Source organism: Rickettsia endosymbiont of Ixodes scapularis (genome assembly GCF_000160735.1).
In the GTDB taxonomy this organism is placed as follows: Bacteria; Pseudomonadota; Alphaproteobacteria; order Rickettsiales; family Rickettsiaceae; genus Rickettsia; species Rickettsia tamurae.
Genome location: NZ_CM000770.1, coordinates 179,056 through 196,143, shown reverse-complemented (window position 1 = coordinate 196,143; position 17,088 = coordinate 179,056). Strand labels below are relative to the sequence as shown.

Here is a 17,088-nt window from a genome sequence, read left to right as displayed (position 1 = left end):
ATTTATATCAAGAAACATGAGAAGTTATAGAAAGAATAGTCATAGTCAGTATGATTTAAAAGTACATCTTATATGGATACCAAAATATAGGAAGAGAGTATTGATAGGCAAAGTAGCGGAAAGGGCTAGAGATTTACTAAGGCAGATTTGTATGGAACATGAAGTATATATAATTTCAGGGAAAATATCATGTGATCACGTGCATATGTTTATCTCATATAAATCACAAATATCTCTTAGCAAGTTAGTACAGTATTTAAAAGGTAGTAGCTCAAGAATTTTATTGCAAGAATTTGCTCATTTAAGAAAACAATTTTGGGGCAATCATTTGTGGGCTAGGGGCTATATGGCGGTCAGTTCAGGTAATATAACTGATGAAATGATACAGCACTATATTGATGAACAGGAAGGTGAACCTGTGAATGATGATCGATTTCTAATCGATTCCACTTTATAACCCCTCAGCTTATAGCTGAGGGTTCTTTAGTTTGTTTGAAAAATCTACGTTTTGGGATAAGGTTATTTTGATGTCATTGCGAGGAGAATTACATAGTAATTCGACGAAGCAATCTCAGGATATTTGACGAGATTACCACGCAGCCTACGGCTGCTCGCAATGACGATGTTCATTCCACATAATCAAGTGAGAAACAAATGTCAAAAGTGCATAATTCAGAATATCTTAAAGAATTATCAGTCGATAATACTTCATACAAAATTTACGATATAAATAAAGCGGCAAGCGATATCGAACTTCCCTTAAAAAAGCTTCCATATAGTTTAAGAGTGTTATTTGAGAATGTATTACGTTCTAATGGTTCAAAGCAAAACTTACTTGTATTTAAAGAATGGCTAAAAACTAAAAAATCTAATGCGGAAATAGATTTTATGCCGGCAAGAGTTTTGATGCAGGATTTTACTGGTGTGCCTGCTATTGTGGACTTGGCTGCTATGCGTGATGCGATGAAGAAAATAGGAGGCGATCCGTTAAAAATTAATCCGCTTATTCCTGTTGATTTGGTAATAGACCATTCCGTAAGTGTTGATTCTTACGCAGCTAAGGATTCATTCGATAAAAATGTTCAAATGGAAATGAAACGTAATATAGAGCGTTATGCATTTCTTAAATGGGGGCAGCAAGCATTTAATAATTTTAAAGTAGTGCCGCCAGGTACGGGTATTTGCCATCAAGTAAATTTAGAATATTTAGCAAAAGTCGTGTGGCATAAGGACGGGCTTGCTTATCCTGATAGTTTAGTTGGAACGGATAGCCATACAACTATGGTAAACGGATTATCGGTGCTTGGTTGGGGAGTCGGCGGAATAGAGGCGGAAGCTGCAATGCTTGGACAACCTCTTACTATGATTCTACCGGAAGTAATCGGTGTAAAACTAACAGGAAAATTAATAGGTATAGCTACCGCAACCGATTTAGTTTTAACTGTTACTGAAATGCTACGTAAAAAGAGAGTAGTAGGTAAATTTGTTGAGTTTTTCGGTGAGGGGCTAAAAAATCTAACGATTGCCGATCGTGCTACCATTTCTAATATGTCGCCTGAATACGGTGCTACTTGCGGCTTTTTCCCGATTGATCAAGAAACTATAAAATATCTAGAGCTAACAGGTAGAGAAAAAACGCAAATCAAATTAGTAGAGAAATACGCAACCGAGCAGAATCTTTGGTATGATTTTGAGCATGAGGCAGAATATACTGAGGTTTTAGAGCTAGATTTATCCACGGTACATAGTTCACTTGCCGGTCCAAAACGTCCGCAAGATCGAGTAAACTTAAACGATGTAGCAAGTAATTTTAAACATGAATTATCGAATTTTGCTTTAGAAAATAAAGACATTGATAAAAAATATGCCGTAGCAAATCAGAATTACGAAATCGGTAACGGCGATGTGGTAATTGCAGCAATTACTAGCTGTACTAATACTTCTAATCCTTCGGTTATGATTGGTGCAGCACTTCTTGCTAAAAAAGCACTAGAATACGGGTTAAAGGTAAAGCCCTGGGTTAAAACTTCTCTTGCTCCTGGTTCAAAAGTCGTAACGGAATATTTGAATCTTAGAGGTCTTGATAAATATTTAGATGAATTAGGGTTTAATCTAGTAGGTTACGGCTGCACTACTTGCATCGGTAATTCTGGACCTCTAAATCCGGAAATAGAGGAAACTATTAACAAAAACGGGCTAGTTGTTGCTTCTGTTTTATCTGGTAATAGGAATTTTGAAGGGCGAATTAATCCACTTACTAAAGCAAGCTATCTCGGTTCGCCTATTTTAGTCGTAGCATATGCACTTAGTGGCACTCTTAATATAGATCTAACAAATATGCCTATAGGAGAAAATATTTATTTAAAAGATATTTGGCCAAGCAAAGAAGAGATAGATGAAGTTATTGCAAATTCAATTAATTCCTCTATGTTTATAGAAAAATATTCTGATATATTTAGCGGAACAAAAGAGTGGAAAGATTTACAGGTTACTACTAGCTCTAATTATAATTGGGATAAGAATAGTACCTATATTAATAATCCGCCTTATTTTGAGGATATAGGAAGCGAGAATAGTATGAAAGATATAAAATCTGCAAAAATTCTAGCAATTTTCGGCGATTCTATTACTACCGATCATATTTCGCCGGCAGGCAGTATTAGTAAAACCAGCCCTGCTGCTAAATATTTAACGGACCATCATATAGAACCTCTAGATTTCAACTCTTACGGATCACGTAGAGGAAATCATAAAGTGATGATGCGTGGCACATTTGCTAATATCCGTATAAAAAATGAGATGTGTAAAGGTGTAGAAGGCGGTTTTACTATAAATCAATTAAGCGGCACGCAGCAAACTATCTACGATGCAGCTATGGACTACAAAGCTCATGATGTACCTGTAGTGATTTTTGCAGGTAAAGAATATGGTAGCGGCTCATCTAGAGACTGGGCAGCAAAAGGACCTGGGTTGCTTGGTGTAAAGGCAGTGATTGCCGAGAGCTTTGAACGAATACATCGCTCAAATTTAGTAGGTATGGGTATTTTACCGCTAACTTTTACCGGCAATAATACAAGATTAGATTTAAAGTTAGACGGTTCAGAAACTATTGACATTATAGGCTTAAGCGAGAATATAAGACCTTATAATCCTGTTAAATGCGTGATAAAAAAACAAACCGATGAAATAAGAACAATCGATTTAATATTGCAAATATTTACGGATAATGAGATAAATTATATAAATCACGGCAGTATTATGCATTTTGTGGTAGAGAGTTTGAAGGGGTAGTTTGCTGGTATCGTCATTGCGAGGAAATTGCGTAGCAATTGACAAAGCAATCTCGGGAGTTTGTTTTATTTCATGAGATTGCCACGCAGTCTACGACTGCTCGCAATGACGACTCAGATATCCATGCAACAACGCCACACGGGAACGGCATAAAGAGGTAAAAATATGGACAAGCATCTTAAAGAATATACCGAGAGCGGTAAGAAAAATTTAATAGTGGTATATATATTATATCTATGCGGGATAGTAGCACCGATATTACCGTTAATTGGAGTATTTTTTGCATATCTCAATAAAGATAAAGGTGATAACTTTGCTACTAGTCATTACGTGTTTTTATTTCGTACTTTTTGTCTTGGAGTTCTTGGGTGGATTGTATGTTTCATATTTACGTTTATCATTATTGGAGTAGTATTGTATTTTGCACTCGCTGTTTGGTATATACTTCGTGTTGCTATCGGTTTTAAATATATGATAGAGGATCAAGCTTATCCGAACCCTATGACTTATTGGATAAAATAAAAGATGATAAAACTTACTATAGACGGTTCTGAAATAGAAGTATCAGAAGGCAGCACCGTTTATCAAGCCTGTACACAAGCAGGTAAAGAAATTCCTCATTTTTGTTATCATGAGCGTCTAAAAATCGCCGGTAATTGCCGTATGTGCTTGGTTGAAATGGAAAAATCACCAAAGCCTATAGCTTCTTGTGCAATGCCTGCCGGTAACGGTATGGTTATTCATACCGATACGCCTATGGTAAAAAAAGCACGTGAAGGGGTGATGGAGTTTTTACTTATTAACCATCCTCTAGATTGCCCTATTTGTGACCAAGGTGGGGAGTGCGACCTGCAAGATCAGGCTTTTAGATACGGCAAAGGTACTAATAGATTTCATGAAAATAAGAGATCTATTAAAGATAAATATATGGGGCCGCTGATTAAAACAGCAATGAATAGATGTATACAATGCACTAGATGCATTAGATTTGCGAGTGACATAGCGGGAATAGAAGAAATGGGAGCTATTCATCGAGGCGAGCATATGGAGGTAACTTCATATTTAGAGCAAACTTTAGACTCTGAAATTTCCGGTAATATGATAGATATTTGTCCGGTCGGTGCTTTAAATTCCAAACCTTATGCTTTTAAAGCCCGTAAATGGGAACTAAAACATACCGCTAGTATTGGAGTGCATGATGCTGAAGGCTCTAATATTCGCATTGATAGCAGAGGCGATGAGGTAATGAGAATATTACCTCGTGTTAATGAAGAAATAAATGAGGAGTGGCTTTCGGATAAAAATCGCTTTAGTTATGACGGTTTGAAATATCAGCGTTTAGATCGCCCTTATGTCAGAAAAAACGGTAAGTTAGTAGAAGTTAGCTGGAGCGAAGCTTTAAAAATTATAGCGGATAAAATTAAATCCGTAGAACCTGAGAAAATTGCCGCTATTGCCGGCTCTCTTGCTTCTGTCGAAGCAATGTTTATGCTAAAAGCATTACTGCAAAAGCTTGGCTCTAATAACTATAGTGTTAATCAGTTTAACTATAAAATAGATACAAGCGAGCGAGGAAACTATTTATTTAATACGACTATTGCCGGTGTAGAAAAAGCTGATTTATGTTTACTAATCGGAGCGAATCCAAGACAAATAGCACCTATATTAAATAGCAGAATAGGCATGCGAGTACGTGCCGACTCATTAAAAATAGCAAAAATAGGCGAAGGACATAATCAAACTTATAGAATTCAGGATTTAGGAAGCAACCCTAAAATAATTGAGGAGTTAGCTAGCGGTAAACATGAATTTGCAAAAGCCTTTAAAGCAGCAAAATATCCGATGATTATACTAGGTGACGGCGTATATGCAAGAGATGACGGATATGCTATATTGTCGCTTATTTATAAGATAGTGGCTGAATATAATATTATGCGTGATGATTGGAAAGGCTTTAATATATTGCATAATCACGCTTCTATAGTTGGCGGTCTTGATATCGGTTTTAATACTCCTATTAAGCTCGAAGAGTTGGAACTTGCTTACCTGCTTGGAGCTGATGAAGTCCCGTTTGATAAGCTGAAATCGGCTTTTATAATATATCAAGGACATCACGGGGATTCAGGTGCTGCGAGTGCTGACGTAATTTTACCTGCGGCTGCTTATACCGAGCAGAGCGGAATTTATGTTAATTTAGAAGGAAGACCGCAAATAGCGGAAAAAGCAGTATCGTCTGTAGGAATAGCTAAAGAAGATATAGAAATTATTAAAGAGTTTGCCAGTTCTCTAAGAATAGATATCGGAATGGATAATTTGCAAGAAGTAAGAGCCAAGCTTGCTAAAGAATATAAGATATTTGCTAGTATTGATAAAATTACAGAGAATAAATTTACTAAATTTAGCTCTAAAGATAAGTTATCAAAAGAGCCTATAACTGCGGAACCTATTAATTATTATATGACAGACGTAATTAGTAAAAACTCAGTCACTATGGCTAAGTGCGTTGAGGCTAAGGAAGCAAGAGACGAGGAGGCAGCATGACAATAATGTCATACCGTGGCTTGACCACGGTATCCGGTAAAAATATTGATATAGCGTGTATTGTACTACTGGATACCGTGGTCAAGCCACGGTATGACACCGAGGTACTCTCATGACAGAACTCTTTTTTGAATATATTTTTCCGTTAATTATCATCGCTCTAAAGGTAGTTGCAATCACTATCCCTTTAATATTGTGCGTTGCGTATTTAACATATGCAGAGCGTCGTGTTATTGGATTAATGCAGCTCCGACGAGGACCTAACGTTGTCGGTCCGTTTGGATTACTTCAGCCTATTGCCGATGCGGTTAAGCTCTTATTCAAAGAGCCGATCATTCCAACCAATTCCGATAAAATATTATTTATTTTAGCACCGATGATAACTTTTATATTAAGTTTAATCGGCTGGGCAGTTATACCTTTTGCAAAGGGCGTAGTTCTTGCAGATATTAATGTCGGTGTTTTATATATCCTTGCTATATCTTCATTAAGCGTTTACGGCATTATTATTGCCGGTTGGGCTAGTAACTCAAAATATGCATTCCTTGGCGCTATACGCTCATCTGCTCAAATGATTTCTTATGAAGTGTCGATGGGGCTGGTTATTATTACCGTGCTACTTACTACCGGTACTCTTAATTTAAGTGGGATCATTGAAGCACAAAGAACAATGCAGTGGTGGATTGATTTAATGCTACTACCTATGGGCGTCGTGTTTTTTATCTCAGTGCTTGCTGAAACAAATAGATTACCTTTTGATTTACCTGAAGCAGAATCGGAGCTAGTCGCCGGCTATAATGTTGAATATTCCTCTATGGGATTTGCTTTATTTTTCCTAGGGGAATATGCTAATATGATATTAGTTAGTGCAATGACTACGACTTTCTTTTTAGGAGGTTACTTGCCGCCCTTTAATATATCGTGGTTAGATTGTATTCCGGGATTCTTTTGGTTTGTATTTAAGGTCGGATTCTTATTGTTCTGCTTTTTATGGATTAGAGCGACCTTACCAAGATATCGTTATGATCAATTAATGCGACTTGGCTGGAAAGTATTTTTACCTCTAACTTTATTTTGGGTGGTGTTAGTGTCAAGTGTGCTTATGTATACCGATAATTTACCGAGTATTTAGAGGGGGAGAGTATCATTGCTCTCCATTGTCATCCCGTGGCTTGACCACGGGGATCCAGAAAAAATATACGAATTAAAAGCACTATAAATTGTTTTACTAGATCCCGTGGTCAAGCCACGGGATGACAGGTATTTTTTAATATTATGATAAACTATTTAAAATCGTTTTTTCTATATGAGATAGTGCGAGGGATGGCTTTGACTTTAAAGTATTTCTTTAAGCCCAAAGTTACCATAAATTATCCTTATGAAAAAAGTCCTGTTAGCCCTAGATTTAAGGGTGAGCATGCACTGCGTCGCTATGAAAACGGCGAAGAGCGTTGTATTGCTTGTAAGCTCTGTGAGGCGATTTGTCCGGCACAAGCGATAGTGATTGAAGCGGACGAACGAGATGACGGCAGTAGACGTACTACTCGTTATGATATCGATATGACAAAATGTATTTATTGCGGGTTGTGTCAAGAAGCTTGCCCTGTAGATGCGATAGTTGAAGGACCTAATTTTGAGTTTACAAGTCTAACTCATACCGCACTTATTTACGATAAAGAAAGATTACTGCAAAACGGCGACAAATGGGAGCAGGCACTTGCTAGTAAACTACACAAAGATTACGAGTATAGGTAATATACTCGTTTAATTACTTTTCATTTATTCGGAATATATACGTATTATGCTATTGTGATTCTGTTAATAGGTTCATTTCAAAAAAGTTAAATTAAAAAAATATATAATGAAAATTCGAACCTTGCATTCGAGATTTCATAAACCTTTGTAATTTAATTATTGCTTTTCTTTTTTTGACTTTTATTCTCTTAATTGTAAATAATTATAAAAACTAAAAAATTATGTTTATAAAACAGATTTATAGTATGGTAGTTTGTTTTGTTACTACTATAGTTTTATTGATAACGCTCTCTATTATATTTAATGCATTCATTACATTATTTCTGCCGGAATATACTAATAAAGAGGAACTTATAAAATTATAGTACTAATGAGCAATATTTAAAGCTAAAATCATATGATAAGGATTTATATGAACAATTAAAGGGCTGCTTCCAAAAGAGCTAGAAGAAAAGAGAATTACTTATAAGAATGAATATATAGAAGTTACTAAAGCACGTGCTGTAAGTACAATAATTAATTGTTCAATTTGGATTATAGTTAGCATTATATTTTTTATTGTATAGCATAGGCAATTAAGATAGTGATATTAATAAAAGGATATGGTAAAGTAATTAGAAAATAGTTATGCCAAGTCCATATTCATATGATTTAAGAAAGGGAGTGATTCAATATATTGAGTCAGGGAAAAGAATAATAGAAGCAAGTCAAGTATTTAATATCAGCCGTAAAGTAATATATGATTGGAAGAAATTAAAGAAAGAAACAGGAGATGTTCAATTAAAAACTGGCTATCAAAAAGGGCATAGTCATAAAATAACAGATATGGAAGGATTTAAAAAATTTTTGGAATCTAATAAAGATAAAAGCAGTCGAGAGCTAGCCATCTTGTATCCTAGTAAAGTGTCAGCAAGAACTATAATAAACATGATTAGAAAAGTTGGTTACAGCTATAAAAAAACTTTTCTTCATCCCAAAAGAAATCATAAATTAAGAAATGAGTTTATAGAAAAGATAACCACCATAGACAAAGATAAACTAGTGTTTTTGGATGAATCAGGAATAGAAGATAATGCGTGTCGAGAACATGGCTGGAGCCCAAAAGGAGAAAGATGTTAACGCGAGTTTCGTATTCAAAAAGTTGCTGAATAGCTGATAGTAACTGGGTTACGGGGATCTTAATAATACTGTTTTTGTTATAAAGTGAGTACAAAATACAAATTGCTAATTAAAATATGGTATTTATAGTATTAGAAAAAAGTTTATAGGTTATTGAAAAAACTTTAAGAGCAATAACCTATGATAATGGATTTTACAGAAATATTTTGTTACGTCGATGATTTTTTTCAAGAATTAGACAAGCATACAAATTCAATTACTAACCATAACAACAAATCTGGTCCTAAAAGTCGACTGAACAGAAGTGAGGTAATAACAATTATAATAGGCTACTGGCAGTCATCTTATGATTGTTTTAAGAATTATTATCTGAAGCAAATATGAATTCATCATCAAAGAGATTTTCAATTAGTAAGCTATAGTCAATTTATAAAAATAATAGGTCCACATTTACCACTATTAGTACTAATATTCAATTCTATTTTGGATCAGTGTGACGGACTCTCTTTTGTAGATTCAAGTAATATAGAGGTATGTAAGAGATACCGTATTTCAATGAATAAAGTGTTCGCCGGCATAGCAGCAAGCAGTAAGACAACAAAAGGTTGGTTCTATGGACTTAAACTACATCTAATAATTAATAGAGCCGGTGGTATAGTTAAAGCATCTTTTAGCCCTGGCAATAAGGATGATAGAAAACAGCTGGAACTGATAATCAAAAATCTTTTTGGTAAAGTATTCGGAGATCGTGGTTATATTTCGCAACAATTATTTCTACAACTTTTAGAGCAAGGAATTTTTATGGTAACTAGGGTAAAGAAAAATATGAAAAATAAACTTATGTCTATGTTGGATAAAATATTATTGCTTAAAAAAGCATTAATAGAATCTGTGTTTAGTAAAATTAAACTATTGGGGAAGTTTGAGCATTCAAGGCATAGATCAGTTACAAATGCCTTTGTGCATATGGTTGCAGCACTGATAAATTATCAAATGTCTGATAATAAACCTTCTATTACATCTCTCTTGATATGCTAAATCCTATGCTATATTAATTCGAAACTTGCGTTAAATTAAAACAATATATTGATGAAATTGAAGCTGAAAAACTTGCTGCTGAAATTAATGAAGATGTTACTACTGAAAATAACACTCTACTTGATAATGATCATGCTGTGGTAGATATGACCAGAGTCTCCTATGAAGAAGAAGGTACTTTAGTATAGATAACTTAGAGTATTGCTTTTTAATCAACAACCATTGACTAACGAATATTAGAATTACCCTCAACGAACATTAAAATTACCTATAAAAAAGAAGTAACTATGGACAGTAAAATCGAATAAAAATTTCTTTTTTAAGATTTATATATTATTCGAGAATTACTGATGACATGTACAAATAAACAAGTAGGTATTTTAATGCAAAAGATCAAAAAATATAATCAGATAATTTCTGCTGCAAAAGCAGGTATGAGTGTAAAAACGGCACGTAAGTATTTACGTGTTAATAAGTATCCAAGCGAATTACGAACAATACGTAAATATAGGACACGTAAGGATCCATTTGTTAAGCACTGGGATGAAATAGAATCAATGCTAGAATCAGCTCCGGTAGTTGCAAGCAACTACCATATTAGCATATTTGACAGAAAAGTATCATGGGAATTATAATGGAAAGCAATTATGCTGTTTGCAGAAAAGGTTGAAACAATGGAGAGCTGAACATGGTAAGGATAAGCCAGTAATCTTTTTACAAAATATTCTTCCTGGCAAACAAAGCCAGTCTGATTGGAGCAATATGAATCAATTGGGTATTTGTATTGGTGGGAAACCATATCCTCACTTACTATTTCATTTTATGTTGCCTTATTCATGTTGGGAAACTTTCAGCATATGCCATAGTGAAAGTTTTGATACATTAGCATCAGGGTTTGAAAAAGCTGTATGGGAGTTAGGTGGAGTTTTACCAGAGCATCGTACAGATAATTTAAGTGCAGCTACCAAGCAATGTGGTAATAGTAGACAATTTACAGAAAAATGGCAAGAATTGCTTGGTTATTACGATGTTGCACCATCGCGAAATAATCCCGGTGTTAGTCATGAAAATGGTTCTGTTGAAAAAAGTCATGATACATTTAAGCAAGCAGTGAAACAACATTTGCTATTACGTGGATCACGTAATTTTGTTGATTTAAAAGCTTATGAATTATTCCTTACACAAATTAAAGAAAAGCGCAATAGCTGTAGAAAAGAAAAATTAGCTGAAGAATTAGTTTATTTAAAAGAGTTACCAATCAGGAAATGGAATGCACCTACAATATTATCAGTACGTGTTAACCCAAGCAGTACAGTTAGTATTTTATCTGTAGCTTATTTGTGCCTAGTCGCTTAATAGGTTATACTTTAAAAGCTTATATTTATTCTGAAGAAATAGAGCTTTACTATGGTAACAAATGTTTACAAAAAATGTCTAGAATCAGCAATGGCTATGTTATTGATTATAGACATATTATTGATAGTTTAGTACGTAAACCTAGAGCATTTGTCCAATATCAATATTATGAAGCTTTATTCCCACGTGCTATATTTCGTCAGGTATATGACCAGCTTATATCTATATATCCATATAAAGGGCATAAAATATATCTTAAAATATTACAATTAGCAAAAATGTATGGAGAATTGAATGTAGTTGCTGCATTAGAAGTGCTATTAGAAGAGAAGATTGAGCCAATAATTGATCATATTACAGATTTACTAAATAGTCAGACTAAAACTGTTTGTTCAGTAAAAATTAATCAACCAATACTGTCTGAATATGATCAATTACATTGCTTTAAAACAATGGAGGTCGCATGAGTAAACAGATAATAACTCTGCAACCGCTAAATAATTTACTCAAGAACCTTTGCTTACCTACTTTTGCATCATGCTACAAATCAGTTGCAGAAAGCTTTGAGCAAGAAAAGAAAACATATATAGATTACTACAGGAGTTAGCCATACGTGAGTTAGAACATAGACATCAGCAACGTATTGCCAGATTGCTGAAGCAAGCAAAACTCTCTCGAGATAAGTTATTAAGCAACTTTGATATTAAGAGTATCCCAGGATTATCGTCAACTAAGATCCAATATCTTGCACAAGGAGAATTTATGGATCGCTATGAAAATATACTTATTTTTGGTAATCCTGGCACTGGCAAAAGTCATCTTAGTATAGGTTTAGCACGTGAGTGGTGTCTTGCTGGTAGGCGTGTATTATATACAACAGCAGCTAATTTGGTTCAACAATTACTAGAAGCAAAACTTAGTTTAAAACTTAAGCAAATTATTCTTACTACATGACAATTTTTAGAGATGTAAGGACTAAAGGATTGAATTTTGCTGATAATTCATGATGATAACGGGGAAAGAACTTGGTTTACATATGAAAGATCATTCCGCCCCTCTAGTCGAATTATTACAAAAACATATTTTGCTTAATTTATCAAGAGCAAAATGTTTAGGATTATTTATCATTTCAATGCTTAACAGCAGGACAGTAAACATGTCATTGTTATGCAATAGAATGCCGTCTGGGATTAAAGCAGCTTCATGGTATAGAAGGATGCAAAGATTTATCTCTGAAATCTCAATATCATGGAGAGTATTACCTGTTATGTTAGTCATGATGACTGGGTTTGAGCAGGAGCAAAAATGGGTATTGTGTTTAGATAGAACGAATTGGAAATTTGGTAAACGACATATAAATATTTTATATTTAGCTGTCAGTTTTCATGGTATAGCGATCCCCCTTTTTGGAATTTTCTAAGTGATAAAAAGTGTGGTAACTCTGATTATATTGAGCGTATTGATCTGATGGAGTGTTTTTTAGAAGTTTTTGACAAAAACCGCATTGAAGCATTAACCGCTGATAGAGAATTTATTTGTAAGAGGTGTGACAAGTTTTACAATTTAATAGTTATAGTCAAAAAAGACAATTTACTAAAAATTTATGCAGTTTTAAGTACATTTTATAACAAAAACAATATTACTAATATCCTCGTAACCCAGTTACTATCAGCTATTCAGTTCCTCTATTAATACGAAACTCACGTTTCTTTAACTACAATCCCCTTGAGTTATAAAAGGTATAGTAAGTGATATTAGGGCAGTTAGGTGTAAAATAATTTTTTCATATAATTAAAATTCCAAATAAATGAATAAGTAGGTAGGTAGCTTTGTTGTATGGATCAAAAAATGTATTTAGTGTCATACCGTGGCTTGACCACGGGGTCCAGAAAACAACTTAAAATACTAATAATTTTAGTATTTTAAACTGGATCCCGCTACAAGCTTGCGGGATGACAGAGGGAAATATTGATCCATACAACAATGCTGTACGAGAATGACATCCGCTTAAACTAAGTGTATACAATTTAATAAATTTCTTGAGACTGATCTTCCTTACTCGGTACATAATCAAAAATATCATTATTATCGTGATTATCGATCATATCTTCATTCTCAAGCATCTGAAAATTATTGACTTTAAATGCTTCTATAACCGTGCCGCTTGGCGTAATTTTACCGGTTGCTCTATCTACTGCTAATAATTTTATTGAATCAGGAACTTTGAAAGGCAGCGACAGTTCATCCTTATAAGCATTACTCATAAAATCAATAAAAATCGGCAATACTACGTTTGAACCTGTTGCTCTTTTTCCAAGCTCTTTCGGTGTATCATAGCCAACATAACTGCCAACTACTATCTTGGGCGTAAAACCTACAAACCATGTATCTTTACTATCGTTACTAGTACCGGTTTTTCCACCGATAATTTTCCGTAGCTTCTTCGCAGCATAACTGGTACCTCTATCTATTGCTCCGGTTAAAAACGAAGTAATTTGATAATCACTAGCTTCATCCGTAACTCTATAGATATATTCTTTCGGTATTTCTAATATTGCGGTATCTAAATTGCTATCTGAAACATTACAAGAAAGACATTCTCTATCATCTCGCCTATAAATAATTTTACCGTTACGGTCTTTAATTAATTCTACAAAATGAGGCTCAACTTTTTTACCGCCGTTAGCAATAATTGCATAAGCATTAGTCATTCTGCTAAGTGTGGTTTCAATTGAACCAAGTACCATAGAGTAAACTTTTTTCGGTTCATTATTAATACCGAATCGCTTAATTATATCAACGATTTTTGTAAGCCCTACAGCAGTCGCAACTCTTACGGTTATGAGATTACGAGATTTTTCAAGCCCGGTACGCATAGTGATTTCACCTAAAAACTTACCTTCATAATTTTTAGGACGCCAGCTAGGCATACCCGGACCTTGCAAAATCTCAATAGGTCCATCGTTAAAAATCTGATTCGGCTTAACACCGTTTTCAAGGGCTGCTAAATAAACAAAGGTTTTACTCAAAGAACCCGGTTGACGAAGTGCTTGAGTTACTCTATCAAATTTACTTGTGGAAAAATCATACCCCCCGACGCTTGCAAGTACCTGTCCGGTATTTGGGTTCATAACCATAATAGCCCCATTTACTTCAGGAATCTGACGAAGAGCATACCCCTCTTTTATAGCCTCAACCACTATCACGTCACCTTTTTTAAGCAAAGCCTTAACTGATTTAAGGTTACTTCTTGCCCATTTCATTTCAGCAATAGGAATTTTAGATTTGCTGCCGTCTATAAGTCCAATCTCTGCATGGTTATCAGTCACATCTAGAACTACAGCTAATTTATACTCTAAAAGCGATTGAGGTGTAGGTAATTTTTTAAACTCTTCTTGCCAATTATCAAGAGAAATATTGGCAATAGGTTTTCTAAAACCACGCTTCCTATCAAACTCCCTAAGTCCTTTTCTTAGAGAGTTTTCGGCTAATTGCTGCATCTTTGCATCTAAAGAAGTAATAATAGTAAGACCTCCTGTATAAAATTCCTCTTTACTATTTAGCATCTTAATTACTTCTTCTCGCACCTGCTCGGCATAATAATCAGCAGTAACAGTTTCTTCTTTAGCTCGTTTACATAAAACTATCGGGCTATCCATAGCTTCTTTCGCAGCATCTCTTGTTATATAACCATCTTCAAACATACGCATTATTACGTAATCACGACGAGCTTTTACTCTAGCGTAGTTTCTCTCCGGATTAAGTTTGGAAGGGGCTTTAGGCAGTGCCGCAATAAAAGCTGATTCTGCAATGGTAAGTTCCTCTACGGATTTATTAAAATAATTTTGTGCAGCTGCCGCAACACCGTATGCACCACGACCAAAGAATGTTTGATTAAGATATAATTCTAAGATTTGATCCTTAGTAAATACTCTTGAAATCATATAAGAAAGAATCGCTTCTTTAATCTTACGTTCAAGAGAAACCTCGTTAGTTAGCAGAAAATTTTTAACCACTTGCTGAGTAATGGTAGATGCTCCTTCCATACGCCTATGATGTAAATAATTAGATATATTTAAAAATGCCGCTCTAACTATTCCAAGCAAATCAACGCCGGGATGGTTATAGAAATTCTTATCCTCAGCTGCAATAAAACTTTCTATTAGCGAACTCGGTACGCTATTAATCGGTACAAATACACGACGTTCAAAAGCGTACTCCTCCATTAATTTGCCGTCACGGGAATAAATACGTGTTATCGACGGTGGATAATAACGTGCAAGCTGTGAGTAATCAGGCAAATCACGTGAATAGTGATATATTATATAAGCAGTAATCCCGCAACCTACTAAAATAAGGAAGGCAAAAATTTTTAAACAAAAAAATAAAGATTTATACATGACTTATACCGGTTAAACTATTAAGTGAAGCCTTAGTAATTTTTACATCAATGATTTTACCAAGTAAAGATTTATTAGGGTTTTGGATATATACGGACTGCATGTATGGAGTTTTACCTATTATCTGGTCGTCGAATTTACCATCGTGATCAAATAGAACTTTCATAGTACTACCAACACAACTTTCATTAAAAGCTAGTTGCTGAGCCATAAGTTCTTTTTGCAATATAGTTAATCTCTCTGATTTTATATGTTCAGGTATTTGGTCGGTTCTAGTTGCACCAGGTGTGCCGGGACGTGGGCTATATTTAAACGAATAGCACTGACCGTATTTTACTCTGCGGACCAAATCTAAAGTATCCTCAAAATCTTCATCTGTTTCACCGGGAAAACCGACAATAAAATCAGAGGATAAAACTATATCGGGTCTTGCTTCTCTTAAGCGATTAATTATATCAAAATAATATTCCCGATCATGTTTGCGGTTCATGGATTTTAATATTTTATTTGAACCTGACTGCACCGGTAGATGTAGAAACGGCATTAATTTAGGTTCGGTGCCGTGCAGTTTTATTAGATCATCATTCATATCTATCGGGTGTGAGGTGGTATAACGTAATCTCTCTAAATTTGGAATTTGTGCTAGATGTTTGAGTAAATCGGCTAGACTAAATATTTTATCTGCAGGACCTTTACCGTGATATGCATTGACATTTTGTCCAAGTAACATAATTTCTTTAGCACCGCTACTAACTACTTTTAGTGCTTCTCTGTAAACTTGCTCTACATTCCTTGAAAATTCAGCACCTCTTGTGTAAGGCACTACACAGAAAGTACAAAATTTATCGCACCCTTCCTGTACCGATATAAAGGCACTTGTTCCTTGTGGATATAATTGCTCAGGTAACTGATCAAATTTTGCTTCTTCAACAAAATCAAGATCGATTAAGTGCTTTTCGTGTCTAACGACTTTTGAGATTAATTCCGGTAGGTTATAATAAGATTGCGGACCGACAACAATATCAACATAAGGAGTTCTTGTGAAAATCTCTTCACCTTCCGCCTGTGCAACACAACCGGCTACAACTATTATTGCAGAGTTTAAGCCTTGTTTTTTTCTGGTATCTTGTATTTTCTTAATACGACCGAGTTCAGAATAAGTTTTCTCGGCTGCTTTCTCTCTGATATGACAGGTATTTAGAATAATAACATCAGCATCTTCAATATTTTCCGTGGGTTCATAGCCAAAGGGATAAAGCAAATCCTGCATCTTAACGGAGTCATAAATATTCATCTGACATCCGTAGGTCTTAATATAAAGCTTCTTACTCATAAAATTTTTAATATTATAAATAAGTTCTATACTATATTTAGATAATTTTATCAAATTTTAAATAAACTGAAAGCACTATCCATCTGCTTTTCTTAACTTAATTAATTCATCTACTAGAGAAATTTTTTTCCTGTAGTATCTATATAATCTTGCACTTTTGCTTGTAATTTTGCTAAAGCTTGATTTGAAGTAGTAGTACAAATCATACTTTCTTTTTTATGAGCCTTATCTTTTATTTTCTTTTTTACCATATTA

At 34.6% G+C, this 17,088-nt stretch carries 17 protein-coding genes; 14 read left to right on the top strand and 3 right to left on the bottom strand.

Translation table 11 applies throughout. The features are described from left to right. Positions 1-16: 16 nt before the first annotated feature. The 14 genes from tnpA to REIS_RS13905 all read left to right on the top strand — a co-directional run bounded on the left by tnpA (position 17) and on the right by REIS_RS13905 (position 12,792). Complete coding sequence (gene tnpA / locus REIS_RS01005) at positions 17-457, top strand: IS200/IS605 family transposase (protein WP_008579210.1); 441 nt, start codon at positions 17-19, stop codon at positions 455-457. Positions 458-654: 197 nt separating this feature from the next. Beyond that, the gene (acnA, locus tag REIS_RS01000) at positions 655-3,291 is read left to right on the top strand and encodes an aconitate hydratase AcnA (RefSeq protein WP_008579383.1); all 2,637 of its coding nucleotides are present in this window, start codon (positions 655-657) and stop codon (positions 3,289-3,291) included. 165 nt (positions 3,292-3,456) lie between these two features. After that, entirely contained in the window at positions 3,457-3,813 is a 357-nt protein-coding gene (locus tag REIS_RS00995; RefSeq protein ID WP_032139092.1) for a DUF4870 family protein, read from the top strand. Positions 3,814-3,816: 3 nt separating this feature from the next. After that, positions 3,817-5,832 (top strand): NADH-quinone oxidoreductase subunit NuoG, encoded by a 2,016-nt coding sequence (gene nuoG, locus REIS_RS00990; RefSeq protein WP_008579382.1) that lies wholly within the window; start codon positions 3,817-3,819, stop codon positions 5,830-5,832. Between the two features lie 112 nt (positions 5,833-5,944). Next, a complete protein-coding gene (gene nuoH, locus REIS_RS00985) occupies positions 5,945-6,964 on the top strand; it encodes an NADH-quinone oxidoreductase subunit NuoH (RefSeq protein ID WP_008579380.1) in 1,020 nt (339 codons plus the stop codon). Positions 6,965-7,107: 143 nt separating this feature from the next. After that, positions 7,108-7,587, top strand: coding sequence for an NADH-quinone oxidoreductase subunit NuoI (gene nuoI, locus REIS_RS00980; protein ID WP_008579379.1), 480 nt, complete (start codon positions 7,108-7,110; stop codon positions 7,585-7,587). A gap of 627 nt (positions 7,588-8,214) precedes the next feature. Beyond that, positions 8,215-8,706: an IS630 transposase-related protein gene (locus tag REIS_RS00975; RefSeq protein ID WP_008579378.1), complete on the top strand. Its 492-nt coding sequence runs from the start codon at positions 8,215-8,217 to the stop codon at positions 8,704-8,706. A gap of 384 nt (positions 8,707-9,090) precedes the next feature. Further along, positions 9,091-9,744, top strand: a complete 654-nt coding sequence (locus REIS_RS10705; protein WP_083787737.1) for an IS982 family transposase — start codon at positions 9,091-9,093, stop codon at positions 9,742-9,744. A gap of 350 nt (positions 9,745-10,094) precedes the next feature. Then, complete coding sequence (locus REIS_RS10700) at positions 10,095-10,379, top strand: hypothetical protein (RefSeq protein WP_050755339.1); 285 nt, start codon at positions 10,095-10,097, stop codon at positions 10,377-10,379. A 31-nt stretch (positions 10,380-10,410) separates the two neighbouring features. Continuing rightward, the gene (locus tag REIS_RS10695; RefSeq protein WP_050755334.1) at positions 10,411-11,100 is read left to right on the top strand and encodes a DDE-type integrase/transposase/recombinase; all 690 of its coding nucleotides are present in this window, start codon (positions 10,411-10,413) and stop codon (positions 11,098-11,100) included. Next, entirely contained in the window at positions 11,085-11,567 is a 483-nt protein-coding gene (locus tag REIS_RS10690) for a hypothetical protein (RefSeq protein WP_008579188.1), read from the top strand. Before REIS_RS10695 ends, REIS_RS10690 begins: the two co-directional genes overlap by 16 nt. Positions 11,568-11,682: 115 nt before the next feature. Continuing rightward, the gene (locus REIS_RS00960) at positions 11,683-12,054 is read left to right on the top strand and encodes an ATP-binding protein (RefSeq protein WP_338109806.1); all 372 of its coding nucleotides are present in this window, start codon (positions 11,683-11,685) and stop codon (positions 12,052-12,054) included. A 49-nt stretch (positions 12,055-12,103) separates the two neighbouring features. Continuing rightward, positions 12,104-12,520, top strand: a complete 417-nt coding sequence (locus REIS_RS00955) for a hypothetical protein (RefSeq protein ID WP_008579220.1) — start codon at positions 12,104-12,106, stop codon at positions 12,518-12,520. Positions 12,521-12,567: 47 nt separating this feature from the next. Continuing rightward, entirely contained in the window at positions 12,568-12,792 is a 225-nt protein-coding gene (locus tag REIS_RS13905) for a hypothetical protein (RefSeq protein WP_008579374.1), read from the top strand. 335 nt (positions 12,793-13,127) lie between these two features. Here the strand turns inward: REIS_RS13905 and REIS_RS00950 are convergent, their stop codons facing one another. From REIS_RS00950 to REIS_RS14795, 3 genes are all read right to left on the bottom strand, one after another. After that, positions 13,128-15,500 carry a penicillin-binding protein 1A gene (locus tag REIS_RS00950; protein ID WP_008579373.1) on the bottom strand — a complete coding sequence of 791 codons (2,373 nt, stop codon included), beginning with the start codon at positions 15,498-15,500 and terminating at the stop codon, positions 13,128-13,130. After that, the gene (gene miaB, locus REIS_RS00945; RefSeq protein WP_037214343.1) at positions 15,493-16,833 is read right to left on the bottom strand and encodes a tRNA (N6-isopentenyl adenosine(37)-C2)-methylthiotransferase MiaB; all 1,341 of its coding nucleotides are present in this window, start codon (positions 16,831-16,833) and stop codon (positions 15,493-15,495) included. The genes REIS_RS00950 and miaB overlap by 8 nt, the downstream gene beginning before the upstream one ends. Before the next feature lie 113 nt (positions 16,834-16,946). Continuing rightward, positions 16,947-17,084, bottom strand: coding sequence for a hypothetical protein (locus tag REIS_RS14795; protein ID WP_008579371.1), 138 nt, complete (start codon positions 17,082-17,084; stop codon positions 16,947-16,949). Positions 17,085-17,088: the final 4 nt, after the last annotated feature.

Coding starts and splice junctions, on each gene's coding strand:
- nuoI (WP_008579379.1), top strand. CDS start 7,108: ATGATAAACTATTTAAAATCGTTTTTTCTATATGAGATAGTGCGAGGG.
- REIS_RS00950 (WP_008579373.1), bottom strand. CDS start 15,500: ATGTATAAATCTTTATTTTTTTGTTTAAAAATTTTTGCCTTCCTTATT.
- nuoH (WP_008579380.1), top strand. CDS start 5,945: ATGACAGAACTCTTTTTTGAATATATTTTTCCGTTAATTATCATCGCT.
- REIS_RS14795 (WP_008579371.1), bottom strand. CDS start 17,084: ATGGTAAAAAAGAAAATAAAAGATAAGGCTCATAAAAAAGAAAGTATG.
- REIS_RS13905 (WP_008579374.1), top strand. CDS start 12,568: ATGGAGTGTTTTTTAGAAGTTTTTGACAAAAACCGCATTGAAGCATTA.
- acnA (WP_008579383.1), top strand. CDS start 655: ATGTCAAAAGTGCATAATTCAGAATATCTTAAAGAATTATCAGTCGAT.
- REIS_RS00955 (WP_008579220.1), top strand. CDS start 12,104: ATGATGATAACGGGGAAAGAACTTGGTTTACATATGAAAGATCATTCC.
- nuoG (WP_008579382.1), top strand. CDS start 3,817: ATGATAAAACTTACTATAGACGGTTCTGAAATAGAAGTATCAGAAGGC.
- miaB (WP_037214343.1), bottom strand. CDS start 16,833: ATGAGTAAGAAGCTTTATATTAAGACCTACGGATGTCAGATGAATATT.
- REIS_RS00975 (WP_008579378.1), top strand. CDS start 8,215: ATGCCAAGTCCATATTCATATGATTTAAGAAAGGGAGTGATTCAATAT.
- REIS_RS00995 (WP_032139092.1), top strand. CDS start 3,457: ATGGACAAGCATCTTAAAGAATATACCGAGAGCGGTAAGAAAAATTTA.
- REIS_RS10700 (WP_050755339.1), top strand. CDS start 10,095: ATGACATGTACAAATAAACAAGTAGGTATTTTAATGCAAAAGATCAAA.
- tnpA (WP_008579210.1), top strand. CDS start 17: ATGAGAAGTTATAGAAAGAATAGTCATAGTCAGTATGATTTAAAAGTA.